The organism is Bacillus sp. FSL P2-0069, from assembly GCF_038593315.1.
GTDB lineage: Bacteria > Bacillota > Bacilli > Bacillales > Bacillaceae > Bacillus > Bacillus safensis.
Window position 1 is genome coordinate 3641317 of the sequence record NZ_CP151984.1, and the last position, 24441, is coordinate 3665757.

Genomic DNA, 24441 nt, shown 5'->3' on the forward strand with positions numbered 1-24441 from the left:
TCGTGAAAGTTTTCAATCATTATATCAATCCTTGTATGAAATAGGGAGAAACATGACCATATTGTTAGGGAGATATTGAAGGAGGGATTCGAATTGAAAGAAAATCAACAGCCTAAACCATCTTCAGAGTCAGAAGAAACGTTAACGAATCGGCAAGGTCATCCCGTAACAGACAATCAAAATATGAGAACTGTTGGGAATAGAGGACCCACTACGCTTGAAAACTACGATTTCCTAGAGAAAATCAGCCATTTTGATCGTGAACGCATCCCTGAACGTGTCGTTCATGCACGCGGTGCTGGAGCTCACGGTTATTTTGAAGCCTACGGCACATTTGGTGATGAACCCATCTCCACCTATACGAGAGCGAAATTATTTCAGGAAAAAGGAAAAAAGACGCCTGTTTTCGTTCGTTTTTCTTCTGTGATTCACGGCGGTCATTCGCCAGAAACATTACGTGATCCGAGAGGGTTTGCGATTAAATTTTATACAGAGGAAGGCAACTGGGATCTCGTGGGGAACAACCTGAAAATTTTCTTTATCCGAGATGCTTTAAAGTTCCCTGATTTGGTTCATGCCTTTAAGCCTGATCCTGTCACCAATCGTCAGGACGGCGAGCGTATTTTTGATTTTGTCTCACAATCACCTGAAGCGACGCATATGGTGACATTTCTTTTTTCACCGTGGGGCATCCCCGCAACATACCGGCACATGCAAGGCTCAGGTGTCCATGCGTACAAATGGGTCAACCATGAAGGAAAAGCGGTGCTGGTTAAATATCATTTTGAACCGAAACAAGGCATTCGCAACCTGACCCAAGAACAGGCTCAAGCGATTCAGGGAGAAAATTTTAACCATGCCACACAGGATTTATATGAAGCGATTGAGCAAGGAGATTATCCTGAATGGGAGGTATATGCACAGATCATGGAAGATGATGCCCACCCTCACCTCGACTTTGACCCGCTAGACCCGACAAAGCTTTGGTACAAGGATGACTATCCATGGAAACCAATCGGACGGATGGTATTAAACAAAAATCCAGAAAACTATTTCGCAGAAGTCGAACAGGTTGCCTTTGGTACTGGTGTACTCGTAGACGGCTTGGACTTCTCAGATGATAAATTGCTACAAGGCCGCACCTTCTCCTACTCTGACACGCAGCGATATCGTGTAGGGCCAAACTATTTACAGCTGCCGATCAATGCACCGAAAAAGCATGTCGCCACCAATCAAAGAGATGGACAAATGGAATACCATGTCGATCAAGGCAAAGGCCAAAATCCCCATGTGAATTATGAACCGTCGATCCTCGGGGGATTAAAAGAAGCCAAACAGGATGGAAAGGATCATACGCCTTTTGTAGAGGGTGAAGTCAAACGAGAAGCCATTGACCGCCCAAACAACTTTGGACAAGCAGGAGAAACGTATCGCCGTTTTAATGATTGGGAGCGTGAGGAACTGATTAAGAACTTAGTCAATACCCTTGCGACATGTCAAAAGGACATTCAAGACCAAATGATCGAAAACTTTACAAAAGCAGACCCTGATTACGGAAAGCGTGTCGCTGACGGCTTAAAAGCCTTTAAACAAGAGCAGCCAAGCGGACCTATCGGCTCTACAGGCGCTGCCGAAGCCGTGGACGATGCCATCAACAACAGCACACCATCAGATCCTTATTAATGAAAAAAAGAATGCAGCGGCGAGGCTGCATTCTTTTTGTATACATCTATTAAGCGTTTTGACCTTTTTTGATCCATTCTGCTACATTGACTGTACGTTTTGCCTGATGTTTCACAGCTGCTTCTGCATCCTCTTGGATTTTTCCATTTTGGTCAACAGTGACACTTACGCCATAAGGGTTGCCCCCTGCACCGTATAAGGAATCATCTGTGTATCCAGGAGCGGCAATAATGGCTCCCCAGTGGAACATCGTCGTATATAGGCTGAGAACCGTCTGCTCCTGTCCGCCATTTGCGTTTTGAGCTGAAGTCATCGCGCTGACTGCTTTGTTTGCCAATTTACCTTGGAACCACAAGCCGCCTGTTGTATCTAAGAACTGCTTCATTTGAGCTGGCAGGTTACCGAAACGTGTCGGCATGCTAAAGATGATGGCATCTGCCCACTCTAAATCACTTAATTGAACCTCTGGCACATCCTTTGTTTCGTCTAAATGTGCTTTCCATGCTGGATTTGAAGCGACAACTGCTTCTGGTGCCAATTCAGCAACCTTTAATACTTTGACCTCTGCGCCAGCTTCTTTTGCTCCAGCTTCAGCCCATTTCGCCATCTGATAGTTTGTACCTGTTGAACTATAATAAATAATCGCTAATTTTACGTTTTCCATTTGTTCCATCTCCTTTTGTTTATTTTGCCCAAAAAGCTTCTGTAAAAATCCCACCTGTATTCCCCACCTTATTTAAAATTGACGACGATACCATAAAGCCGCAGCATCGACTTCTTCTCTCGTTAGCTGATGTCCGCGATTTTCCCAATGAAGTGTAACCGATGCACCTGCACCCTGCAGCAATTGCTCCAGCTCCTGTGATTCCTCTGGACGGCACATTGGGTCATTTTCACCTGCTGCTATAAAGACTTGTTTCCCCGCTAATGAAGGCAATGAAACTCCGCGTCTTGGAACCATTGGATGATGCAGGATGGCGCCTTTTAGGGCATCCCCATAATGGAATAACAAGCTTCCAGCAATGTTTGCCCCATTGGAATATCCGATAGCTACCACATTGTGACGATCAAATCCATATTCATCAGCTGCTTCGCCGATAAATGTATATAGTTCCTCAGTACGCTCAATCAAATCCTGTTCATCAAATACACCCTCTGCCAAACGTCTGAAAAAACGCGGCATGCCGTTTTCTAATACATTCCCTCTCACACTAAGAACAGATGCATCAGGATCTACTATCTGTGCAAGCGGCAATAAATCTTCTTCCGTCCCGCCAGTTCCATGCAGTAATAACAGGACAGGTCTTTGTTCATTCTTTCCTTTTCGAAAAAGATGCTTCATCATGAATCTCCTTTCCCTTTAACTTCTCTCACTTCAATTGGAAACACAATTTGTTCAATCTGGCTGCGCTGCGCCTCATATTGCGGTGGCAGTTTCAATGCTTCACCCATTGTTTCCACTGATTCATCGTGTGCAAACCCTGGAGGATCAGTAGCGATCTCAAATAATATGCCGCCAAGCTCTCTAAAATAAATAGCATTGAAGTAATTTCGGTCTTGCACAGGTGTCACTTGATACCCGCTTTGTGCAATATGTCTTTGCCAATCTAATTGATCATGATCATCTGTTGCTCTCCATGCAATATGGTGCACAACTCCAACACCCATACGTCCTCGTGGAACAGGTGTGATGTTCACATCAATGACATTGCCTATTTCACCAAACGAACGGAATCTCACATAGTCTCCTTCTGCTCCGACTCGTTCAAGTCCCATCGTTTGCTCTAGCAGCTGCATCGTTTGCTCCGGCTGCGAAGTTAATAAAACAGCTCCGCCAAATCCTTTAATGGCTACATCTGGTGTGACACCATTAAAGGTCCACTCGTTTTGTTTTCCTTCCGCACGCTCTACCAGCTCAATCAATAAGCCGTGTGGATCTTCAAATGAGAGAAAAGCTTCACCAAAACGTTCAACCGTTTCATAAGAGACATTAAACTGCTCAAGACGATCTTTCCAGAAAGAGAAAGCGCCTGTCGGTACAACATATGTCGTCACGCCCACTTGTCCTGCACCAATTTGACCTTTTTGTGCACCTGGCCAAGGGAAAAACGTAATAATTGTCCCTGGAGAGCCGCCTTCATTTCCAAAATATAAATGGTATGTGCCCGGATCATCAAAATTCACGGTCTTCTTCACGAGACGAAGTCCTAAAACACCTGCATAAAAATCAACGTTCTCCTGAGGATGACCTACAATAGCTGTAATATGGTGAATTCCTTCTGTTTTTTTCACTTCTCATGACCTCCTAATTGAAGTAAGAAACCTCTATTCATTATGTCTTTACTGACGTCTTTATATTATCTCGAATTCGAGATATTAGATCAAAAAAATATATTTATCTCGAATTAAGGATATGATGTTTTTAAATAAATGTCAATGTTTTTTGTTTTTCTTTTAAAAAAGCAGAGCTGCTTTGCATGAAACAGCTCTGCTTTCCCTTGATTATTGCAGCAATTTTTTCTTTTTTAAATAGGCCTTCGCTACCTGAAATGCATCCTTCTCCTTCACATTGACTTCATAATTCATTTCTCTCATCTCATCGTCTGTGATTTGACCCGCAAGCTTATTGAGAGAGGTCTCAATCTCAGGGAATTCAGTTAATGTCTCCTGCCTGAGCAGCGGTGCTCCTTGATATGGCGGGAAAACATGCTGATCATCATCAAGCACCTTTAATTTGTATTGTCTCAATTCACTGTCTGTCGAATACGCATCGACCAAATTGATATCTCCTTTTTGAATCGCTCGATAACGAAGCTTCGGCTCCATCGTCACAACATCGCCAAAGGAAAATTGATATGCTTTTTGAATGCCTCGATACCCATCCTGACGATCAGAAAACTCTAAGGTAAATCCAGCTTTTATACGGTTTTTGACCTTACCTAGATCTGAAATGTTGGACACCTCATATTGATCAGCCAGTGACTGCGGCACGGCTAAAGCATACGTATTGTTGTATGCCATAGGCTCAAGAAGACGGAGCTGAAAGGACGATTCCAATCCACGCCGCGCTTGCTCATACACTTTTCTTTTATCTGTGCTTTTTGCTGTTTCTTTGAGGAATTCAGAAATCGCTGTACCCGTAAACTCGGGATAAATGTCAATATCACCAGAGCGTAATGCCTGGAAAACAAAGGACGTCTTACCAAGACCGGGCTTCAGGTTCACTTGAATATCTGTATCCTGTTCAATTAAAAGCTTATACATCGAGATCAAAATCTCAGGCTCTGATCCTAACTTTCCGCCAATGGTGATTTCTTTCTTTTCTTGCTGAAACAGCGAGGGGGCAGCGACAACTGCTCCTGCAATCAGAGCAAAAACAGCCACAGAAATCACAGTCTTTTTAAAAGAAATTTTCTCAAAGGTTCGCAGCACCACATCAAATAAGAGAGCGAGTAAGGCAGCTGGTATCGCACCAATGACAATAAGAGACATATCATTTCGATCAATTCCCAGCAGAATTAAACTTCCTAATCCCCCAGCTCCGATCAGTGCTGCCAGAGTGGCGGTCCCCACAATGAGAACCATTCCGGTTCGGATACCCGCCATAATGACTGGCATGGCAAGTGGAAGCTCTACCTTTAATAACCGTTTGCGATGATTCATCCCCATAGCAAGCGCTGCTTCTCTCAGGGAAGGATCGACCTCCTGAATGCCTGTATATGTATTTCTTAAAATAGGGAGTAAGGCATAGACCACAAGCGCAATAATCGCAGGCACTTGCCCAATCCCCACGAGAGGAATCAGCAAGCCAAGCAGTGCAAGCGACGGAATCGTTTGCAAGACAGCCGTCACCCCAATGACCCATTCCGCTAGCTTTGGAACCCTCGTTAAATAGATACCTAATGGAATGGCAATCAAAATCGCTAAAAATAAAGCAATAAAAGAAATTTGAATATGCTCAAGTAAGGCGTGCCCCAATTGTTCTTTGCGTTCCCATAACACACGGGTCCAATCATTCATGTGACTCGCCCCTCTCTTTAGAAGAATCAGCTAAAAACTGAATCACTGCTTGACGATTCACTAGTCCAATCCGCTCTCCATTCTTTTCAACAGCCAATTCCTCGTGCTTTGCCAATAGAGACAAGGCTTCATCCAGTGTGGCATCTGCTGAGACCGCCTCATAGAGAAAAAGAGCTTCGTGAGCCATCGGTTGGGCCAAGGTTTCCAGCTCAAAAGCTTGATGTCCCACATGGCGGGCAGCCCCTGAAACAAACTCCTTTACAAAGGCATTGGCTGGATGTTGAACCAATTCCTCAGGACGTCCGATCTGCACAACTTTTCCTTCATTCATCACACAAATCCGATCACCAAGCTTCATAGCTTCCTGCATATCATGCGTCACAAAAACAATGGTTTTTTGTATGCGGCGCTGCAAATCAAGCAGATCATCCTGCAATTTCTCCCTCGTTAGTGGATCTAACGCACTAAAAGGTTCATCCATCAGGACAATCTCAGGATCAGCTGCAAGTGCACGTGCCACACCGACACGCTGCTGCTGTCCACCAGATAACTCTGCTGGCTTTCGGTGCCGATACATAGCAGGATCAAGCCCGACCATCAACATGAGTTCATGGACACGCTGATTGGTCTCATTCCGGCTCCATTGTTTAAGCTCTGGCACCACAGCAATATTTTCTTCTATGGTCATATGAGGAAAAAGCGCAATTTGCTGCAGAACATAACCGATATCCCAGCGCAGCTCATACATATCAAAATCACTTATTTTTTGACCCTTTATGTAAATCTCACCTTCTGTAGAAGAAATGAGACGATTGATCATTTTCAATGTCGTCGTTTTCCCGCTGCCACTAGGTCCAATCAATACAAAAAACTCACCTTGCTGAATCTCCAAATCAACAGATTGAACGGCATAGCGTTCATCAGAAAATTGCATCGATACCTTATTAAATTCAATCATCTTCCCACGCCCTGACTGCAATTATTTTCTAGACTACCAATATGACAGATCAACCTCATATTTGTATAGAATAAACTGTCACTTTTACATACTTCCCCTAGGTTGACTGTCAAAAACAACTCTAGCAAAAATAGATGGGATTCACAGTGAGGAAAATAAAAAAAGCGAAGAGCTCGGGGCTCTCCGCTTTTTAAGTCAACGACTTACTCACCAGTAACGTATGGAAGTAATGCCATTTGACGTGATCTTTTGATCGCTAAAGTCAATTTACGTTGATACTTAGCGCTAGTTCCTGTTACACGACGAGGTAAAATTTTACCACGCTCAGAAACAAACTTTCTAAGAAGATCAACATCTTTGTAATCGATGTGCGTGATACCGTTAGAAGTAAAGAAACATACTTTACGACGTTTCGCACGACCGCCTCTGCGTCCACCTGCCATTTGTTTTCACACCTTTCCTTTAGTCATTTTTTCAGATCAATTAGAATGGCAAATCATCATCGGAGATGTCAATCGGTTTACCATCGTTCGCAAATGGGTCATCATTAAAGCTATTTCCCTGATTACGATTTTGGTTGTTTTGATTGCCATATGGATTTTGACTTGGTTCATTTCCAAATGGATTCTGATCGTTTTGGCTACCGCCATAATACTGGCCTCCGCTATTGCCACCGCCGCTGTATCCACCTGAACCAGCACCGCCGCTCTTAGGCTCAAGAAATTGAACACTTTCAGCTTGAACCTCTGTCACGAAGACACGCTGTCCTTGCTGATTTTCATAGTTTCTTGTCTGCAAACGACCGTCTACACCGGCAAGACTTCCTTTTTTCAAGAAATTAGCCACGTTCTCGGCTTGTCTTCTCCAAGTAACACAGTTAATGAAATCGGCTTCACGCTCTCCAGATTGATTCGTAAACGTACGATTCACAGCTAGAGTAAACGTGGCTACAGCCGCACCATTAGGCGTGTAGCGAAGCTCAGGGTCTTTTGTTAGTCTTCCGACCAATACAACACGGTTTAGCATATTGAAAGACCACCTTTAAATATATATTTCAATGATTTATACTTCTTCTTTAACAACAATGTGTCGAATGATATCGTCACTGATCTTAGCTAAGCGGTCAAATTCTTGAACTGCTGCAGCGTCAGATTGAACGTTTACGATTTGGTAGAAACCGTCACGGAAATCATTGATTTCGTATGCAAGACGACGTTTACCCCAATCCTTTGTTCCAGTGATCTCCGCACCGTTAGAAGTTAACACGTTATTGAAACGCTCGATAACTGCTTTTTTAGCCTCATCGTCAACTGTTGGGCGGATGATGTACATAACTTCGTACTTTCTCATCTGATTGCACCTCCTTTTGGTCTAAGCGGCCCTAAACGGGCAAGGAGCAATAAATTATATTACTCACAATTGTATATTATAACAAATCACTTGGCCTATGACAAGAACCTATACATTAAAACGGAAATGAATGACGTCTCCATCTTTCACTACATATTCTTTGCCTTCTAGACGAACTTTTCCTGCTTCTTTAGCAGCAGACATGCTTCCGCCAGCTAGTAAATCCTCATACGCAACCGTTTCAGCACGAATAAATCCACGCTCAAAGTCTGTGTGGATGATTCCAGCACATTCTGGCGCTTTCATTCCTTTTTTAAATGTCCAAGCACGTACCTCTTGCTCACCTGCTGTGAAATACGTAGCTAATCCTAGAAGTGAATAAGATGCTCTAATTAGCTGATCAAGCCCTGACTCATTAATACCAAGCTCTTCAAGGAACATTTGCTTCTCTTCTCCTTCAAGCTCTGCAATTTCAGACTCGATCTTTGCACAAACGACGATGACTTCAGCGTTTTCACCAGAAGCAAACTCACGGATTTGCTGCACATATTCGTTGCCCTCATGATCCGCTACTTCATCCTCACTCACATTTGCTACATAAAGAACTGGTTTAGATGTGAGTAAATGAAGCTGTTTCACAAGCTTTTGCTGTTCATCTGTAAATTCTACAGATCTTGCCGATTTCCCAGCTTCAAATGCGTTCATTAGCTTCGACAAAATCTCAAATTCAGCTACTGCTTCCTTGTCCTTTTGTTTTGCGAGCTTACTCACACGAGCTAAACGCTTTTCAACTGTTTCTAAATCAGCCAAAATTAATTCTAGATTAATCGTTTCAATATCTGCTACAGGATCAACCTTACCAGCTACGTGTGTAATGTTATCGTCTGCAAAAGCTCTGACCACGTGACAAATCGCATCTACTTGACGAATATGAGAAAGGAATTTATTCCCTAAACCTTCACCTTTAGATGCACCTTTGACAATACCCGCAATATCAGTGAATTCGAAAGCAGTGGGAACTGTCTTTTTCGGCTGCACCAATTCTGTTAGCTTTTGTAAACGCTCGTCAGGAACTTCTACAATTCCGACGTTTGGATCAATGGTACAAAACGGATAGTTAGCAGACTCCGCTCCAGCCTGTGTAATTGCATTAAATAGCGTTGACTTCCCGACGTTAGGTAAGCCAACAATACCAGCTGTTAAAGCCATTCTTTCATCTCCTCTATATCAAACGTGCTCGTTATACTGCGTAATATGAACCTAGAGCAATTATAAGTAGGTTTACATGAAAAGACAAGCTAACCATCATGCATTTTCAATAGAAGAAACATCGTCAAAAAGAATAAATCAATGCTTCAAAACGAGAAATTGCACCTGGCTTTGTTTTAGAAAAGACAAATTTAATGAAAAAAGCATGAGGCCTACTTAAGCAGTTGGCTCCTCATGCTTGACGAGAATTTTCTTCATTTTTCGTTCAAAATCTCTTCTTGGGATCATCACGCTGTGTCCGCAGCCTTCACATTTAATACGGATATCCATGCCCAAACGAATGACCTTCCACCGATTGGCACCACATGGATGGGGCTTTTTCATTTCTACAACATCATGTAACCCAAACGCTTTGTCTGCCATCAGCCTTCACCTCTCCTTGCTCACTTCATTGAATCTATTGTACAAAAAAACGGCGATGGAGGGCAATGCACAAAACAAAGAGTCTCTTTCAATCGTTCATCCTATTCTTTTTTAGAGAAAAAACCCTTCTTTTAGATCATTTTATTTGTGACCAATAGTTACTTAAACTCCGTTTTTTTTCAATATTGTCACAAACACTGTAGGTCAAAAGGTTTTTATTGGTAGAACGCGGTGGTTTTTCCATATTTTTTGATTTATGATATCTGCATAAATGTTATGTGAGGGAGCAGGTACGATGGTCAATCGAAAGGATAGATTAACTGATAAAGAATATAAAATCATATCCGATCATGCTGGAAATATCGACAATTACCAGCAGCACCATACAATAGAAATAGGTCAGCAAACACTCACTGTCCACGATTTTCTAAAGATCGACCAAAAATTATATGGTTTAACAATGCAGCCGGAACAATCAGATGAATTCATCGTCGCTTTTCACTGCCCGCTGCCACATCAAATGACGGTGTCATCTAAGCAAGATGTACACAACGCAGCACAGTCATTGCTCAAAACTGACTATGCCTATCCAATTGAAAGAAAGTCCCTTGATGGCAATCAAGGCCATGTCTTTTTTAAAGGGAAGGAATACATAGAGAAAGTCTGTCAGAAGCATCCGAATGCAGGTATCCATCTCACTGGACAAGCACTTGCCGGTGCTGTTTGTGCTTATATTGCAACAGAACAGCCAGCTGTCAAAAAAGCCGTCACCTTTGACAGCCCAAATATATGGAGCAGCCTGTCGCCTTCGATTCAGCAAAAGGCGCAGCAAGGTCAATATAAACGCATGTTGACTGAATATATTCAGCCTAGTCATTACGTCGGTTTACTCAATCGTCATGATCAAGGAGTTGGGCAAGTCAAGTACACCGTACCGCCACGGCAGCAAGACTCAGTCCAAGAATCCGTAAAATACAAAAAAAGAGAAATTGACACCTTTTTAAAATCAGCTTTTGCATCTATGAATATAGAATGGAACGAATCCTTTGATACAAATGCTTTTTTAGCTCTCGTTTCAGGAGAATTCAAAGCAAATGGATATTCATTCCACCCGAATGGATCCGCTCGTATTTTAGATGAACAGCTTGATCATAATACAAGTTTTACAGCCATGCTGCTGCAAGAGATCCATTCTGGACGTGCATATGCACAAAACGGACTTGAAATTATCATAAAATCCCATTTACTGAAAAATTCATCCTATGATCTGCAAGGTATTATTGAACATGAAGTGCACACTGTATTTGAAAAAATCGATGGAATTGATGAAAGCGTAAAAGACGCCGTCCATCATGTAAAACAAGAACTCAAAGGACTCGTCGGCTTTGGCCACTATGATTTATTAAGTCATAGTGATGTGGAAGCACTGGTAGAGGAAGTCAGGATGGAACAGTCGCATTCCTCCTTTTATTCACACGAAAAACAGCTGAATGCCTTGTACACCCTGAGGGATTACGAACAAGAGCTTTCTGCTCTTTCAAGACATATGTACACAATGGGTGATGACTACGCCAAGGCAGATAGACGCCTTGCGATGCAAATGGGTATTCATTAAGAAAGGAGTCATCGCATGATCAATCAAAATAAGCCTCCTAGTGACGCCCAGCGTTTCTTGCAAAATGTGAGTGCCCGCCGTTCCATGTCTGTATTCGAAAATCAATCGGCACCCCACACACAAACACAGTCTCCTGAAGAAATCGCCGCCATTCAGGCCATGCGCAGAGAAGGACAGCGAAAGGATCTAAAACGGCTGCTCAAAATGCGGCTGCACGACGAATTAGCAAATACTCGCGTGCACTTGGAATATCAATTGTCTAAAACAGAAGACATGATAAACCAGACGACCATTGTCAAACAACACATTTCCCAGCATTTAAAGGGACAGGCCATTTCAGAATTAGAGGATCGCCTCCAGCGTCTCAAGCAAATGCCTGTCTATGATGATATCAAAGAAGCTATTGATTCAATTCAGATCAAATAAGCACAGCTCTAAAAAAGAGAGGTGCTTATTTTGTTTTATCAATATAATTTTTAGAACGAGAAAATATCTTTTTACTTAAAATCGGATACAGCATTAAACAGACGAGCAAATACAGATTCAACAAACTATAAATTGGATACAAGAAAGCAATCAAATCAGCAAATCCAAGAGATGTTAAAGGTGCCATCAAAAGAAGCATCACCAAGACAACCAGCCAGCGGGGCATTCGTACAAAAGAAAGCATCCGGCTGGATAATCCAAATAAACCTGCTGCCGTCGTCGTATAAATTGCTAGACAAAGGACAACGGTCATAAACACAAACAAAGAAGTCGGCGCCCCTTCTAATACTGTAAACAAAGGAATTCCCTCTGATGAAAGACTTCCCGAAATATCAACCAGTATTTCGTTATACACATACGAGATGACACCAAAAATAAGACCGCTTAATATACTCGCCACTTTGGCTTCCCCAAGCCCCTTCATTTCTTTCCCAACCGAAGACAGCACTGCCACAACAGATAATATGTTCAAAGAAGCAAAGACAATGCTGGCAGGCCAATTGTACTGCTGCCCAAAATCAATCCTCCACATATGATCATGGTTCATATAATAAAAAACAAACGCATAGATGAGCCCCGCCACCAAAATTGGTATAATGAAAGCATTCACAGATAAGAGCCCTTTCACATCCCAGAAAAAAATCATAAATGAAAACAAACAGAACGCGCCGATGCCAACCCAAAAAGGCACATGATACATCTCAAGCGTCACCCCGCCGCCAGCAATCATGACCGTCGTTGTCGTGAATAAATAAAGGACAATTAACACGTCATACACCTTAGCCAGCCATGGACCGACAAGCCGTTCCAGCACTGGCACAAAGTGATCGGCACGCACCTCATAACTGATTTTTAACACCACATAGGTAGACAGCATAAACATCAATGTAAACAGTAGAATGGCTAGTCCGCTATCAATGCCAAAAAACTGCCAAATTTCCTGGCCGGAAGCATATCCCGCACCTATTAAGCTTCCTAAAATTAAAAGCGTCCACCTTGAACCAGCCTTCCACACAATCATCACCTCATAGGTATAGAATTAAGCTTGTTTCCGTATACTGTTACTAACTACTATGACAAGGAAGTGAGACCTATGAATAGCAAGAACGGTCTTTTTTTTAGAAATAGGGTAAAAGAATACGTGTCCCATACGGATACAAACGCCATTCAACAGCTTAAAAGTATTTTATTCTCGCATCTTCAGAAAGCAGGAAAAAGACCCGTTGCCATCGTTTGTATTGGTACAGACCGCTCAACTGGCGACTCTCTAGGTCCACTTGTTGGTTCAAAGCTTTCAGGTCTGGATTTGAAAAAGCTTCATGTATATGGAACACTCTCTGACCCAGTGCATGCGGTCAATTTAAAAGAAAAACTCGCTGAAATTGAACAAGCTCATAAACACCCGTTTATTGTAGCGGTTGATGCCTGTTTAGGAAGAGTGAAAAGTGTCGGTTCTTTCCAAATTGGAGATGGACCGTTAAAGCCTGGAGCTGGTGTGCAAAAAGAGCTTCCAGAGGTAGGAGATATTCATATTAATGGGATCGTCAATGTGAGTGGTTTCATGGAATACTTCGTCCTCCAAAACACACGTCTTCATCTTGTCATGTCTATGGCCAATACACTTTCTGAAAGTCTATCTCACATTGACCAAATGGATTGGACGAGAGAAAAAAGCCGGTCTCTCTTCACCCCTATTCAAAATATCACTGGAAGAATATAAAAAAGACCATCTCATATCAAGATGGTCACTCTGATGATTCCCTCGTAGAAAGCAATTCAAGGATTCTGTCTAAATCTTCATTTGAGAGGAATTCAATCTCAATTTTACCTTTTTTCTTCTGTTTCTTGATCGTCACTGAAGTACCAAAGTAGTTTTGTAAGAAAGACTCTCTTTCTTTCAACACTCGATCCTTTGGTGCTTCTTTTTTCTTTGTTTCACGTGGAACATTTTCGTTTAACTGCTGAACAAGTTTCTCAACCTGTCGTACGTTTAACCCCTCATCCACGATTTTCTTTACCAAAGGCGCCAGCTTCTTTTTGTTCTTTAAGCTAAGCAATGTCCGGCCATGTCCCATTGATAACGTTCCATTTGCAATCAGCTTTTGGATCTCATCCGGTAAAGTCAACAGACGGAGATGGTTCGCAATATGCGGTCTGCTTTTCCCTAATCGCTTCGCTAATTCCTCTTGCGTCACACTTAGATGATCCAGCAAGGAAGCATACGCTTCCGCTTCCTCTAGTGGAGAGAGATCCTCACGCTGCAGGTTTTCTAAAAGGGCAATTTCTCTCATCAGCGTTTCTGAAAACTCTCGAACGATTGCAGGAATTGTTGTCAGACCAGCTTGTTGTGCTGCGCGAAAACGACGTTCTCCTGCTACTATGTCATATCCTTTAATCGATTTACGAACAATGATCGGCTGTAAAACACCGTGCTGCTGAATGGATTCTTTCAGATCAGACAATGCATCATCATCAAACGTTTTCCTTGGCTGATAAGGATTCGGACGCAAATCCTTTAATTTAATTTCTTCAACCGTTTCTTCATTTGAGTCTACGTTGTTAAATAGTGCATTAATACCCTTTCCAAGACCTTTAGCCATTCGCATCCACTTCCTTTGCTAAGTCTAAATAGACATCTGCACCTCTTGAACGTGGATCATACAAGATAATCGGCTTTCCATGACTTGGCGCTTCACTCAGCCTCACATTTCTCGGAATGACGGTTTGATAGACTTTATCTCTAAAGTACTTCTTCACTTCTTCGATAACCTGAATCCCAAGATTTGTTCGGGCATCAAGCATTGTCAGCAAGACACCTTCAATGGCAAGATCGGTATTTAGATGTTTCTGCACGAGACGAACTGTGTTTAACAATTGGCTCAATCCTTCAAGCGCATAATATTCGCACTGAACTGGTATTAAAACGGAATCGGATGCAGTTAACGCATTAATCGTCAGCAGTCCAAGTGATGGCGGGCAGTCAATAATCATATAATCATAATTCTGCTTAACAGATTCAAGTGCTCTCTTCAGCCTCACTTCACGTGAGATTGTAGGCACAAGCTCTATTTCAGCCCCTGCAAGCTGTATCGTCGCAGGAATGACATCAAGATTTTCGACCTCTGTCGTCTTAATCACATCAAGAACATCTGCATCATCAACTAAAATATCGTACACACACTTCTCTACGTCGGCCTTCTCAATCCCAATACCACTCGTGGCATTGCCCTGCGGATCAATATCAACTAACAACACTCGTTTGCCTATGTATGCTAAACACGCACCCAAATTAACAGAAGTTGTCGTCTTCCCGACGCCGCCCTTCTGGTTGGTAATCGCTATGATTTTCCCCACGATGTCACCCACTTTCAACTTAACAAGTTTCTCAATCATTCATACTTCCTATTCTATCAAAAAAAGTATGAAACGTTTGCTTTTTTTGTTTCCCTATTATAAATTCGTCGGTGAATGTGCCTTTTCGTACATAAAAGAACGAATGATAACACATCTAAAAAGTATATTGATATATCTTTTTTAAGAAATAGACATGCATCAAAACCCTCACTTCTATCAAAAGTGAGGGTCACATATTAAAAGTATAATTCACCTATTTTACGGCCTTCACTGACAATGACCTTAGGAGTTACTGTTTTATAGCTTTTCTTTTTTAAAAATCCATAGGGTGTCTTAATGGTAAAAGTCGCATGTCCCAAAGCGTCCCCTGTTTTGCCATAGGCCTGCCACACGATCTTTGAACAATAAGTCGGGTCCAATGATTGAATTGACATGGTGATGGAGTAGCGAGCCTTCGGATGATCTTTCACATAATCGTGTGCCCATTCCCCTGCTAAATCTGCCTTCTCCTCTTGATTAATCCGAATTACCTTTGTATTGGCACTATAGCGAAACCAGTTATGAATGGAATCAAGTTGAGGATGCTTTCGAAACCCTGGAATAGAAGCATAGCTTTTCTCATTAATGACGATACCTGCATGTCCAACCAAACCCTTCACAGCATCAGTGGTTGTCACCAAGATATCTCCTTTTTTAGGGATAATATCGGTACCAGGATACGGCTTTCCTAAAAGTTGCTTGAGGGTGTGCGGCTTTTCATCCGTCACCAGCTCATCATGCTTATTTTGTCGTAAACCATAGTTCTTCAAATCATCGTCAGCTGTAATCAAGTCGATCGAATCGTCGGAAGACGCATACTCTTGATTAAATTGCTGTACAGTCACATCTTTAGAAACAACACCTTGCTTCTTCAAAACGTTCAATTCTCTGTTGGTCATCAGGCCTTCATCCGCATGAGCCGTTGGCGATTTCACAGCGTATATTGTCGCTTCATTTGGAAAAACAGAAAAAGAAATAAGTAAATAGCAAATAATGGCGAAAATAGTCTTCTTCATTTTCATCAGTAGTTGTCACCTCCTTTATACTATGAAAATCATATTTTACCAATTTATAAATATTATGTAAATATGGTGTGTGCAGGAAATAAGACAAACAAAAAAAGCTGACGAGTGGCGCTCATCAGCTTATTTCTATTTAGGAATTCGAATCGTTAATTGGATATATTCCTCAAACTCTTCTTCCTCGGTATTTATTTTAAGTCCGCTGTCTTCTACCATGTGGAGAGACTGACGAATGGTATTCATCGCAATTCGTGTATCACGACTAAACGCCTTACGTTTTGGCTTCGGTTTGCGATCCGTTTTTTGTTCAAGCATCTTCACTACACGCTCTTCAGTCTGTTTCACATTCAACTGCTTTTCGATGATTTCCTGCAATAGCGCGATTTGTAATTCTGGAAGCTTTAGGGGCACAAGTGAACGTGCATGCCTTTCAGAGATTTTTTTCTCTAAAATGGCTTGTTGTACCTCTTCAGGCAACTTTAAAAGTCTTAATTTGTTAGCAACAGTTGATTGTCCCTTGCCTAAACGCTGAGCAAGCGCCTCTTGTGTTAAATCATGAAGCTCTAAAAGACGTGCATAAGCATGAGCCTCTTCAATAGAAGACAGCTCTTCTCTTTGCAAATTTTCAATCAATGCCACAGATGCCGTTTCCGTATCAGTAAAATCTTTTATAATAGCGGGGATTTTCTCCCATTGAAGAGTCTGTACCGCTCTCCAACGTCTTTCGCCGGCGATCAGTTCATATTTTCCTTCTTCTTCTGTTGGTCTAACAACAATCGGTTGGATAATGCCATGGGTATGAATCGTCGTGGCCAGCTCTTGTATCTTTTCTTCTGAAAAAATGGTGCGTGGCTGAAAACGGTTTGGCATAATTGTGTCGACCGGGAGCTCCTGTATCTCTTCCTTTAATGTATCATGCTCAGCAATCTCTGCCTCTATTTCGGTTTCACGCTCAGGATGTTCTTTGTCTCCAAGCCCGAAGAAGCGTGAGAGTGAATGCTTCATGAACCTACACCACCTTTAAAAACTACCTTTTTATAATTCTATTTTCTCATGTTTTTTCCTTCTGTAAAATCATAAATATTGAAGAAAAACCGACCTTTTACATGATCAACCTTCTATTGGTGATTTATTAGGTGTTCCTGGTTTTCTAGGATATTTTTTTGGTGTTTGCTTTTTCTTTTCAATGACAATGATGTTCCGTTCGCTTTCTTCTAAAGGAAGAACAAAGGAATGCTTTTCAACAACCTCTCCTCCGAGGACTGTGACAGCTTTTTTCCCTGCTTGCATTTCTTCATCAGCGGCAGATGCTTTTAAGGCAACAAACAATCCTTCCTTTTTCACTAGAGGCAGACATAGTTCGCTCAAGACGGATAAACGTGCAACTGCTCTAGCAGTGACAAGATCATAGCTTTCACGCTTTTCCTTACGTTGTCCAAACGTTTCCGCACGATCATGATAAAAAGTAGTATCTTGTAAGTTTAATCCTTTTGCTAACTCATTGAGAAACGTAATTCGTTTCTGAAGAGAATCAACAATGGTCACATGTAGATGAGGGAAACAAATCTTAAGAGGAATGCTTGGAAAACCAGCACCAGCTCCAATATCACAAATCGTCGTCACTTTGTGAAAATCAATAAAAAATGCTGCTGATATTGAATCATAAAAATGCTTTAAATACACTTCTTCCTTTTCAGTAATGGACGTTAAATTCATTTTCTCGTTCCATTCTACAAGCATGCGGAAGTAGGTTTCAAATTGTTCAAGCTGCACAGGAGAAAGAGTGATCCCTTTCTCCTCTAGTGCTGCTGTAAATTGTTCAATGTTCATGCCGACATCCTTTCTATTCTGCTATCTTCGCAATACGCCCCTGCTCTAAATATACTAAAAGGATAGAAATATCAGCAGGGTTAACGCCTGAAATACGAGAAGCCTGTGCAACAGAAAGCGGTCGGACTTCTTTCAGCTTTTGTTTCGCTTCAGTTGCAATCCCTTTGATGGCATCATAATCAATACGATCAGGAATCTTTTTGTTCTCCATCTTTTTCAGTTTTTCAACTTGCTGGAGTGACTTTTCAATATAACCTTCGTATTTAATTTGAATCTCTACCTGCTCACACACATCAGAAGGAAGCGGTGTTTCCGCAGGAGCTAATTTCACAACAGTTTCATAATTCATTTCTGGACGTTTCATCAAATCACTTGCACGAATGCCGTCCTTCAACTCACTTCCACCGAGTGAACGAATAAATTCTTGAGTCTCTGCTGAAGGTTTAATGATCACAGAATATAAACGTTTTTTCTCTGCTTCAATGGCTTCTTTTTTCTGCTGGAATGCTTGGAATCTTTCTTCAGAAATTAATCCAATTTGATAGCCAAGTTCAGTTAATCTTAAATCAGCATTGTCATGACGTAGAAGGAGACGATACTCAGCACGTGATGTCAAGAGACGGTATGGTTCATTTGTTCCTTTTGTGACAAGGTCATCGATGAGGACACCGATATATGCATCAGATCGGCTTAAAATGACTTCTTCTTTACCTAATGCTTTTCTTCCTGCATTAATACCTGCCATAATCCCTTGACCCGCTGCTTCCTCATAACCAGACGTACCATTAATTTGGCCGGCTGTATATAATCCAGAAATTTTCTTCGTCTCAAGTGTAGGCCACAACTGAGTAGGCACAATCGCATCATACTCGATGGCATAACCCGCTCTCATCATTTGAACATTCTCGAGTCCTGGGATGGTTGAAAGCATGCGCTGCTGTACATCCTCCGGAAGACTTGTAGACAATCCTTGAACATAAACTTCCTGCGTATTACGACCTTCTGGCTCTAAGAAAATTTGATGTCTCGGTTTATCATTGAAACGAACCACTTTATCTTCAATGGATGGGCAGTATCTAGGGCCAGTTCCTTTAATCATACCTGAATACATTGGAGAACGGTGAAGATTCTCATCAATAATTTGATGGGTCTCTAAACTCGTGTACGTTAACCAGCATGGCAGCTGGTCAGTAATATATTCAACCGTTTCATAGGAGAATGCCCGCGGGACATCATCACCTGGTTGAATTTCTGTTTTACTATAATCAATCGAGTGGCTATTCACTCGAGGAGGTGTTCCTGTTTTAAAGCGAACCAAATCGAATCCTAGTTCTGCTAAATGATCAGATAATTTAATAGAAGGCTGCTGGTTATTTGGACCGCTTGAATACGAAAGGTCTCCTAAAATGATGCGGCCTTTTAAGAAAGTCCCTGTCGTTAAAACAACAGACTTCGCACGATAGTTCGCCCCTGTTTGAGTAACAACACCCTTACATTCATCATCTTCTACAATTAAATGATCTACCATACCTTGCAGCATTGTCAGGTTTGGTTCATTTTCCATTGTTTTTTTCATTTCATGCTGATATTGGAACTTATCTGCCTGCGCTCTTAACGCACGGACAGCAGGTCCTTTCCCCGTATTCAGCATGCGCATTTGAATATGCGTCTTATCTATATTTCGTGCCATTTCTCCGCCTAGAGCATCAATTTCTCTGACGACAATCCCTTTTGCGGGGCCGCCTACAGACGGATTACATGGCATAAAAGCAACCATATCGAGGTTGATAGTCAATACAAGTGTTTTGGCGCCCTGTCTTGCAGAAGCAAGAGCAGCCTCAACTCCAGCATGACCGGCACCCACGACGATTACGTCATAATTGCCAGCTTCATAACCCATTTCTTATGTTCCTCCCTTTACTTTCCTAAACAGAATTGAGAGAATAACTGATCAATCAAGCTTTCATGAACAGCATCTCCAATAATTTCACCCAGCTGTTCCCAGCAGCGTGTTAAATCTATTTGAACTATGTCGATCGGTACGTCCATTTCAATTCCTTCAAGAGCATCCTCAATGGATTGTTTTGCTGCCTGAAGAAGAGCAATATGCCTTGTATTACTTACATACGTTAAATCTCCACTTTCAATTGAACCCGTGAAGAATAGTGATTGAATCGCGATTTCAAGTTCATCAATCCCTTTTTCTTGTAATAATGATGTAGTAACCACCGGACGATCCTTCGCTAACTGCTTGACCTTTTCAATATCAAGCTTAGGCTCAAGATCTGTCTTATTCACGATTACGATGATATCCATGCCTGAGACGGCCTCAAAAAGTTTGATATCCTCTTCTGACAATTCCTCGCTATAATTGAGCACAAGTAAAATCAGGTCAGCTTCTTTTAAGACCTGTCTAGATCGTTCAACCCCTATACGCTCAACAATGTCCTCCGTCTCACGTATACCCGCAGTATCGACTAAACGAAGCGGTACACCTCTAACATTTACATATTCCTCAATGACATCTCTCGTTGTTCCAGGAATATCCGTTACAATCGCTTTTGTTTCCTGTACAAGACTATTCAACAAGGAAGACTTCCCAACATTCGGTCTTCCAATAATGACAGTAGATAAGCCTTCTCGCAGTATTTTCCCCTGCTGAGAAGTCGTTAGCAGTGACTCAATTTCCTTTTTCACTGATGTTGCCTTTTCAACTAAAACCCGATGCGTCATTTCTTCAACATCGTCATACTCAGGATAGTCAATATTGACTTCAACATGGGCCAGAGTTTCCAATATCTCACCGCGAAGTCGTTTAATCAAACCGGAGAGTCGTCCCTCCATTTGAGTAATCGCTACATTCATCGCACGATCTGTCTTTGCGCGAATCAAATCCATTACCGCTTCAGCCTGTGAAAGATCAATTCTTCCATTTAAGAAAGCTCGTTTTGTAAACTCACCTGGCTCCGCTAATCTTGCTCCTTCTCTTAAAGCAAGCTGCAGTACTTTATTGACCGTTACAATTCCGCCATGGCAGTTAATCTCAATAACGTCTTCTCTCGTAAATGTTTTTGGTGCTCTTAATACTGACACCATGACCTCTTCTATGACTTGCTCAGTGCTAGAATCCACAATATGACCATAATGAATCGTATGTGAATCCACCGATACAAGTTTTTTCTCCTTAGGACCTTTATACATCCGATCAGCAATCTGTACCGCATCAGGCCCGCTTAAACGAATAATCGCAATTGCTCCTTCACCCATCGGTGTAGAAATTGCTGCAATTGTATCCATCACTCATTCACCTCTTTCTCTACTTAATAAACAGTCTGTTATCTATTAAATGGACATTGTCCATTTCTATATCAAAAACGCTTAATCCAAAATTTAAAGATACCATAAATGAAAGCGAAGTGAAAGTATCCCATATCTAATTATCCACAGCTTTGCATCTTATCTATTTTAACACTTAACTTATCCACATGTGAATAACGACGTTTGAAACTTGTCTTCACATCTTACACCTAAATCCAATAAATTTAAACGCCCTGATCCCTATACTTACTTGTTAAATTGGCGTTTTGCACTCATATCACACACTCATTTTTTAGAAATAAAGGATGAATCCTCTATAAAAAGCAATTTTTCAATAAAAAAAGACTAAAATCCAGCTTTGCTGAATCTTAGCCTTTCTGCTATTTTTTATACAGCACCACAACATGACGTTTGCTGCCTGTATCTTCAGATGCCGTGGCAAGTTCTTTAGAGAATGCAGCAATCGCATCATGAACAATTTTTCGTTCATTCGAAGGCATTGGTTCTAAATGAACCTTTCTCTTCGTTTTTAAAACCCGATTTGCTGTTTTGACTGCATATTGTTCAAGTGCTTCTTGTCGTTTCTTCCTATAATCGCCAATATCAATTGTTATATGATGATACTGATCAGAATAACGATTAAACACTAGCTGTACCAACGTTTCTAAAGAGTACAATGTCTGGCCTCTTTTTCCAATCATTAATGACGTTTTATCTCCATCAATGTGGTAAGAAATGTTTTTCGGTTCCTGTTTGGAAATAATCTTTGCTTTAGGATCAATAGACTTAACAATTTTATCCAAATACTGTGTAGCTAATTTAAATGCATTTATCTTTTCTACTAACTTGACCACAGCTTGTCTTTTACCAAATAATCCTAAAAATCCTTTATTTCCTTCATCTACTATTGTGATTTCTACTTCTTCTTGTAGTAGTTGAATTTGTTTAAGTCCGGAATCTACTGCTTCTTCGATTGTGCGACCGACAGCAGTTATTTCCTTCATTTTTTATTCCCGCCAGCTTTTTCTTTTGTATCAACTTTTACTTGAGGTGTTTTAATCACCAATGTTTGAATGATCATGAAAATGTTACCTACAACCCAGTACAATGAAAGTGCTGCTGGGAAACTAATTGCAAACACAACGATCATAATCGGCATCACCCATAGCATGATAGCCATTTGAGGGTTGTCCGAAGGATTTCCAGCCATCATCAGCTTTTGCTGAATGAAAGTAGCTACACCCGCAATAATCGGTAATAGGAACAATGGATCTGGGCTGCCTAAGTCAAACCATAAGAATGTATGCTTTTTAATTTCTGCTGTTCTCATAATTGCATGATAGAAACCAATAAGGATTGGCATTTGAATTAAAATTGGGAAACAGCCTGCTAATGGATTGACGCCATTTTTTTGAAAAAGGGCCATTGTTTCCTGCTGAAGCTGCTGCTGTGTTTTTTGATCTTTAGAGCTATATTTTTCACGAAGCTTTTTCAATTCAGGCTGTAATGCTTGCATCGCTTTTGTACTTCTTAACTGTTTAATCATTAATGGTAAAATAAGCAAGCGAATTAACAGTGTTACAATAATAATCGCTACACCATAGTTTTCACCAGTTAAGTTTGCCATGTACGTGATTAATTGAGATAGCGGGTAAACAATATAAGAATTCCAGAATCCCTTACTATCTGATGTAATTGGTTCATTGATCTGTGTACATCCTGCCAATAAAACCAATACGCCAATCAAGCTAAATATTAGTAATAATCGCCTTTTCAACAAGATTCCTCCCATTACTTCAAACTTTATTTAAGTTGGAATTGATTAAGAAAGTGACTCACCTAATCAGTATGGTAACATTTTTTCTTTGCAAAGTGGTGGTTTCATTTTAATTCACTAGATGAAGGAAGCGCTTTTAAAAATTGATTCAACGAAAGTTTCTATTACGAAGACTTTTTCGGTTGTTGTTGATAAACAGCGGATTTTCTAAATAAATGTTGGAGAGACTTCTTTGTTTCTTCAAAGGTCAATTCACTCGCTGGTTTTCGTGCAATGACAATGTAGTCTTTTTCTTGCTTTAACTTATGGCCTTCCTCTAAAAACACCTGACGGATCAGACGTTTAATTCGGTTTCTCATCACTGCATTACCAATCTTCTTACTGACAGACAATCCTAGACGCAGTTCAACTTGATTTGGCTGATCCAGCTGGTAAATAACGAATTGGCGATTTGCCATTGATTGACCTTTTTTGAACACCTTTTGAAACTCTTCATTTTTTTTTAGCCTGTTTCGCTTCTTCATGTTTTCTTCCACTCCGATAAAAACTGACAGTTCATTTACGATTTTATGTAAAAAAGACCACTGACATTATTCAGTGGCCTAAGCTGATAATTTTTTTCTACCTTTGCTGCGGCGTCGCTTTAAAACTAGACGTCCGTTTTTAGTACTCATACGGCTGCGGAAGCCATGAACTTTACTACGCTTACGGTTATTTGGTTGAAACGTTCTTTTCATTTATGACACCTCCCTGAGGAATAGCTGTTTAAGACAGTCTAACTCATTATATTTGTGTAACCCATCGATTGTCAATATCAATGATAAAACTCTTATTATCAACCTTATAAGCATAACATAAATTATCAAACGAAGAAACCTTCTTTTTTAGTTTCCAGCATTTTATTCTCTTTTTCCTCCTAAAAGACCTTCAAAACAAGAATGTGGATATTTTTCCGGCATATTTAGACTATCCACACCCATTATCGACATTTTTTTCACACAAATAACCGATGTGGATAATTATTTTTCAACAGGATGTAAAGTGTGTGGATAAGTTTGTGACACCCATTGCACCATCTTGTTTATTTTGATATTATATTTGTGTTTTAACTCTTAATTACTTATCTGGCCATTTTATATTATCCACAATTTGTGGATAACCTGTGGAAAGTTATTACACAGTCTGTTGAATTGTTTATCCACAGCTTGTGTAATTTGTCGAAAAGACGTTTTTCTACTATATTAATTGTTTTCAACAATGTATGTGCACGAATGGTGATGACCATTTGCTCTTTTTCGTGTTCTATAACAGTTTGATACTGGTCATTTTAAAAAGAAAAGGAGGGGGGAGAAGCCTT

General features: G+C 40.9%; 26 protein-coding genes. 4 read left to right on the plus strand and 22 right to left on the minus strand.

Translation table 11 applies throughout. From position 1 onward, the window contains the following. Positions 1–93: 93 nt before the first annotated feature. A complete protein-coding gene (gene katX, locus NSQ34_RS18600; protein WP_065215030.1) occupies positions 94–1683 on the plus strand; it encodes a catalase KatX in 1590 nt (529 codons plus the stop codon). Between the two features lie 49 nt (positions 1684–1732). Here katX and wrbA read toward each other — a convergent pair whose 3' ends face one another. The 10 genes from wrbA to NSQ34_RS18650 form a co-directional block, all read right to left on the minus strand. Continuing rightward, entirely contained in the window at positions 1733–2347 is a 615-nt protein-coding gene (wrbA, locus tag NSQ34_RS18605) for an NAD(P)H:quinone oxidoreductase (RefSeq protein WP_034283654.1), read from the minus strand. Positions 2348–2419: 72 nt separating this feature from the next. Next, on the minus strand, positions 2420–3028 hold the full coding sequence (locus NSQ34_RS18610; protein WP_034622294.1) for an alpha/beta hydrolase: 609 nt from the start codon (positions 3026–3028) through the stop codon (positions 2420–2422). Continuing rightward, complete coding sequence (locus NSQ34_RS18615; RefSeq protein ID WP_046312559.1) at positions 3025–3975, minus strand: ring-cleaving dioxygenase; 951 nt, start codon at positions 3973–3975, stop codon at positions 3025–3027. Before NSQ34_RS18615 ends, NSQ34_RS18610 begins: the two co-directional genes overlap by 4 nt. Positions 3976–4185: 210 nt before the next feature. Further along, on the minus strand, positions 4186–5703 hold the full coding sequence (gene opuFB / locus NSQ34_RS18620) for an osmoprotectant update ABC transporter permease/substrate-binding subunit OpuFB (protein WP_254001525.1): 1518 nt from the start codon (positions 5701–5703) through the stop codon (positions 4186–4188). Next, the gene (locus NSQ34_RS18625) at positions 5696–6661 is read right to left on the minus strand and encodes an ABC transporter ATP-binding protein (RefSeq protein ID WP_034283633.1); all 966 of its coding nucleotides are present in this window, start codon (positions 6659–6661) and stop codon (positions 5696–5698) included. The genes opuFB and NSQ34_RS18625 overlap by 8 nt, the downstream gene beginning before the upstream one ends. A 203-nt stretch (positions 6662–6864) precedes the next feature. Then, complete coding sequence (rpsR, locus tag NSQ34_RS18630) at positions 6865–7104, minus strand: 30S ribosomal protein S18 (RefSeq protein WP_008359105.1); 240 nt, start codon at positions 7102–7104, stop codon at positions 6865–6867. A 40-nt stretch (positions 7105–7144) separates the two neighbouring features. Beyond that, complete coding sequence (ssbA, locus tag NSQ34_RS18635) at positions 7145–7687, minus strand: single-stranded DNA-binding protein SsbA (protein ID WP_007497456.1); 543 nt, start codon at positions 7685–7687, stop codon at positions 7145–7147. Between the two features lie 36 nt (positions 7688–7723). Then, complete coding sequence (gene rpsF / locus NSQ34_RS18640; protein ID WP_024424058.1) at positions 7724–8011, minus strand: 30S ribosomal protein S6; 288 nt, start codon at positions 8009–8011, stop codon at positions 7724–7726. Positions 8012–8119: 108 nt separating this feature from the next. Continuing rightward, positions 8120–9220, minus strand: coding sequence for a redox-regulated ATPase YchF (gene ychF, locus NSQ34_RS18645; RefSeq protein ID WP_024424059.1), 1101 nt, complete (start codon positions 9218–9220; stop codon positions 8120–8122). Between the two features lie 216 nt (positions 9221–9436). Beyond that, the gene (locus NSQ34_RS18650; RefSeq protein ID WP_008347561.1) at positions 9437–9643 is read right to left on the minus strand and encodes a DUF951 domain-containing protein; all 207 of its coding nucleotides are present in this window, start codon (positions 9641–9643) and stop codon (positions 9437–9439) included. 295 nt (positions 9644–9938) lie between these two features. Here NSQ34_RS18650 and NSQ34_RS18655 point away from each other — a divergent pair, with 295 nt between their 5' ends. Then, on the plus strand, positions 9939–11258 hold the full coding sequence (locus NSQ34_RS18655) for a hydrolase (RefSeq protein WP_254001526.1): 1320 nt from the start codon (positions 9939–9941) through the stop codon (positions 11256–11258). A gap of 15 nt (positions 11259–11273) precedes the next feature. After that, a complete protein-coding gene (locus tag NSQ34_RS18660) occupies positions 11274–11684 on the plus strand; it encodes a hypothetical protein (protein WP_034283636.1) in 411 nt (136 codons plus the stop codon). Between the two features lie 25 nt (positions 11685–11709). Here NSQ34_RS18660 and NSQ34_RS18665 read toward each other — a convergent pair whose 3' ends face one another. Beyond that, the gene (locus NSQ34_RS18665; RefSeq protein WP_076840623.1) at positions 11710–12765 is read right to left on the minus strand and encodes a hypothetical protein; all 1056 of its coding nucleotides are present in this window, start codon (positions 12763–12765) and stop codon (positions 11710–11712) included. A gap of 72 nt (positions 12766–12837) precedes the next feature. Between NSQ34_RS18665 and yyaC the strand changes: the two genes are divergently transcribed. Continuing rightward, complete coding sequence (yyaC, locus tag NSQ34_RS18670) at positions 12838–13464, plus strand: spore protease YyaC (protein ID WP_034283638.1); 627 nt, start codon at positions 12838–12840, stop codon at positions 13462–13464. 25 nt (positions 13465–13489) lie between these two features. Here yyaC and NSQ34_RS18675 read toward each other — a convergent pair whose 3' ends face one another. The 11 genes from NSQ34_RS18675 to rpmH form a co-directional block, all read right to left on the minus strand. Further along, positions 13490–14344 (minus strand): ParB/RepB/Spo0J family partition protein, encoded by an 855-nt coding sequence (locus NSQ34_RS18675; RefSeq protein ID WP_046312548.1) that lies wholly within the window; start codon positions 14342–14344, stop codon positions 13490–13492. After that, on the minus strand, positions 14337–15098 hold the full coding sequence (gene soj / locus NSQ34_RS18680; protein ID WP_008360890.1) for a sporulation initiation inhibitor protein Soj: 762 nt from the start codon (positions 15096–15098) through the stop codon (positions 14337–14339). The genes NSQ34_RS18675 and soj overlap by 8 nt, the downstream gene beginning before the upstream one ends. Before the next feature lie 236 nt (positions 15099–15334). Continuing rightward, positions 15335–16159 (minus strand): orthopoxovirus pf05708 family protein, encoded by an 825-nt coding sequence (locus NSQ34_RS18685; RefSeq protein WP_070326264.1) that lies wholly within the window; start codon positions 16157–16159, stop codon positions 15335–15337. Between the two features lie 129 nt (positions 16160–16288). Next, positions 16289–17164 (minus strand): nucleoid occlusion protein, encoded by an 876-nt coding sequence (gene noc / locus NSQ34_RS18690; RefSeq protein ID WP_024424067.1) that lies wholly within the window; start codon positions 17162–17164, stop codon positions 16289–16291. Positions 17165–17269: 105 nt separating this feature from the next. Continuing rightward, entirely contained in the window at positions 17270–17989 is a 720-nt protein-coding gene (rsmG, locus tag NSQ34_RS18695) for a 16S rRNA (guanine(527)-N(7))-methyltransferase RsmG (protein ID WP_024424068.1), read from the minus strand. A 13-nt stretch (positions 17990–18002) separates the two neighbouring features. Continuing rightward, positions 18003–19889 carry a tRNA uridine-5-carboxymethylaminomethyl(34) synthesis enzyme MnmG gene (mnmG, locus tag NSQ34_RS18700; protein WP_254001527.1) on the minus strand — a complete coding sequence of 629 codons (1887 nt, stop codon included), beginning with the start codon at positions 19887–19889 and terminating at the stop codon, positions 18003–18005. Between the two features lie 17 nt (positions 19890–19906). Beyond that, the gene (gene mnmE, locus NSQ34_RS18705; protein ID WP_024424070.1) at positions 19907–21286 is read right to left on the minus strand and encodes a tRNA uridine-5-carboxymethylaminomethyl(34) synthesis GTPase MnmE; all 1380 of its coding nucleotides are present in this window, start codon (positions 21284–21286) and stop codon (positions 19907–19909) included. Positions 21287–21687: 401 nt separating this feature from the next. Then, on the minus strand, positions 21688–22311 hold the full coding sequence (gene jag / locus NSQ34_RS18710) for an RNA-binding cell elongation regulator Jag/EloR (protein WP_034283644.1): 624 nt from the start codon (positions 22309–22311) through the stop codon (positions 21688–21690). Beyond that, a complete protein-coding gene (spoIIIJ, locus tag NSQ34_RS18715) occupies positions 22308–23090 on the minus strand; it encodes a YidC family membrane integrase SpoIIIJ (protein ID WP_087976621.1) in 783 nt (260 codons plus the stop codon). Before spoIIIJ ends, jag begins: the two co-directional genes overlap by 4 nt. A 158-nt stretch (positions 23091–23248) precedes the next feature. Continuing rightward, the gene (gene rnpA / locus NSQ34_RS18720; protein ID WP_254001528.1) at positions 23249–23608 is read right to left on the minus strand and encodes a ribonuclease P protein component; all 360 of its coding nucleotides are present in this window, start codon (positions 23606–23608) and stop codon (positions 23249–23251) included. A gap of 78 nt (positions 23609–23686) precedes the next feature. Continuing rightward, positions 23687–23821, minus strand: coding sequence for a 50S ribosomal protein L34 (gene rpmH / locus NSQ34_RS18725; RefSeq protein ID WP_073208224.1), 135 nt, complete (start codon positions 23819–23821; stop codon positions 23687–23689). Positions 23822–24441 lie beyond the last annotated feature (620 nt).

Excerpts from the sequence above, each read along its gene's own strand:
- jag (WP_034283644.1), bottom strand. The coding sequence starts at position 22,311 with ATGAAGGAAATAACTGCTGTCGGTCGCACAATCGAAGAAGCAGTAGAT.
- NSQ34_RS18625 (WP_034283633.1), bottom strand. The coding sequence starts at position 6,661 with ATGATTGAATTTAATAAGGTATCGATGCAATTTTCTGATGAACGCTAT.
- rpsR (WP_008359105.1), bottom strand. The coding sequence starts at position 7,104 with ATGGCAGGTGGACGCAGAGGCGGTCGTGCGAAACGTCGTAAAGTATGT.
- rpmH (WP_073208224.1), bottom strand. The coding sequence starts at position 23,821 with ATGAAAAGAACGTTTCAACCAAATAACCGTAAGCGTAGTAAAGTTCAT.
- rnpA (WP_254001528.1), bottom strand. The coding sequence starts at position 23,608 with ATGAAGAAGCGAAACAGGCTAAAAAAAAATGAAGAGTTTCAAAAGGTG.
- NSQ34_RS18655 (WP_254001526.1), top strand. The coding sequence starts at position 9,939 with ATGGTCAATCGAAAGGATAGATTAACTGATAAAGAATATAAAATCATA.
- ssbA (WP_007497456.1), bottom strand. The coding sequence starts at position 7,687 with ATGCTAAACCGTGTTGTATTGGTCGGAAGACTAACAAAAGACCCTGAG.
- mnmE (WP_024424070.1), bottom strand. The coding sequence starts at position 21,286 with ATGGATACAATTGCAGCAATTTCTACACCGATGGGTGAAGGAGCAATT.
- ychF (WP_024424059.1), bottom strand. The coding sequence starts at position 9,220 with ATGGCTTTAACAGCTGGTATTGTTGGCTTACCTAACGTCGGGAAGTCA.
- rsmG (WP_024424068.1), bottom strand. The coding sequence starts at position 17,989 with ATGAACATTGAACAATTTACAGCAGCACTAGAGGAGAAAGGGATCACT.
- NSQ34_RS18685 (WP_070326264.1), bottom strand. The coding sequence starts at position 16,159 with ATGAAAATGAAGAAGACTATTTTCGCCATTATTTGCTATTTACTTATT.
- NSQ34_RS18660 (WP_034283636.1), top strand. The coding sequence starts at position 11,274 with ATGATCAATCAAAATAAGCCTCCTAGTGACGCCCAGCGTTTCTTGCAA.
- NSQ34_RS18665 (WP_076840623.1), bottom strand. The coding sequence starts at position 12,765 with ATGATTGTGTGGAAGGCTGGTTCAAGGTGGACGCTTTTAATTTTAGGA.
- NSQ34_RS18675 (WP_046312548.1), bottom strand. The coding sequence starts at position 14,344 with ATGGCTAAAGGTCTTGGAAAGGGTATTAATGCACTATTTAACAACGTA.
- opuFB (WP_254001525.1), bottom strand. The coding sequence starts at position 5,703 with ATGAATGATTGGACCCGTGTGTTATGGGAACGCAAAGAACAATTGGGG.
- yyaC (WP_034283638.1), top strand. The coding sequence starts at position 12,838 with ATGAATAGCAAGAACGGTCTTTTTTTTAGAAATAGGGTAAAAGAATAC.
- NSQ34_RS18650 (WP_008347561.1), bottom strand. The coding sequence starts at position 9,643 with ATGGCAGACAAAGCGTTTGGGTTACATGATGTTGTAGAAATGAAAAAG.
- mnmG (WP_254001527.1), bottom strand. The coding sequence starts at position 19,889 with ATGGGTTATGAAGCTGGCAATTATGACGTAATCGTCGTGGGTGCCGGT.
- NSQ34_RS18610 (WP_034622294.1), bottom strand. The coding sequence starts at position 3,028 with ATGATGAAGCATCTTTTTCGAAAAGGAAAGAATGAACAAAGACCTGTC.
- rpsF (WP_024424058.1), bottom strand. The coding sequence starts at position 8,011 with ATGAGAAAGTACGAAGTTATGTACATCATCCGCCCAACAGTTGACGAT.
- noc (WP_024424067.1), bottom strand. The coding sequence starts at position 17,164 with ATGAAGCATTCACTCTCACGCTTCTTCGGGCTTGGAGACAAAGAACAT.
- wrbA (WP_034283654.1), bottom strand. The coding sequence starts at position 2,347 with ATGGAAAACGTAAAATTAGCGATTATTTATTATAGTTCAACAGGTACA.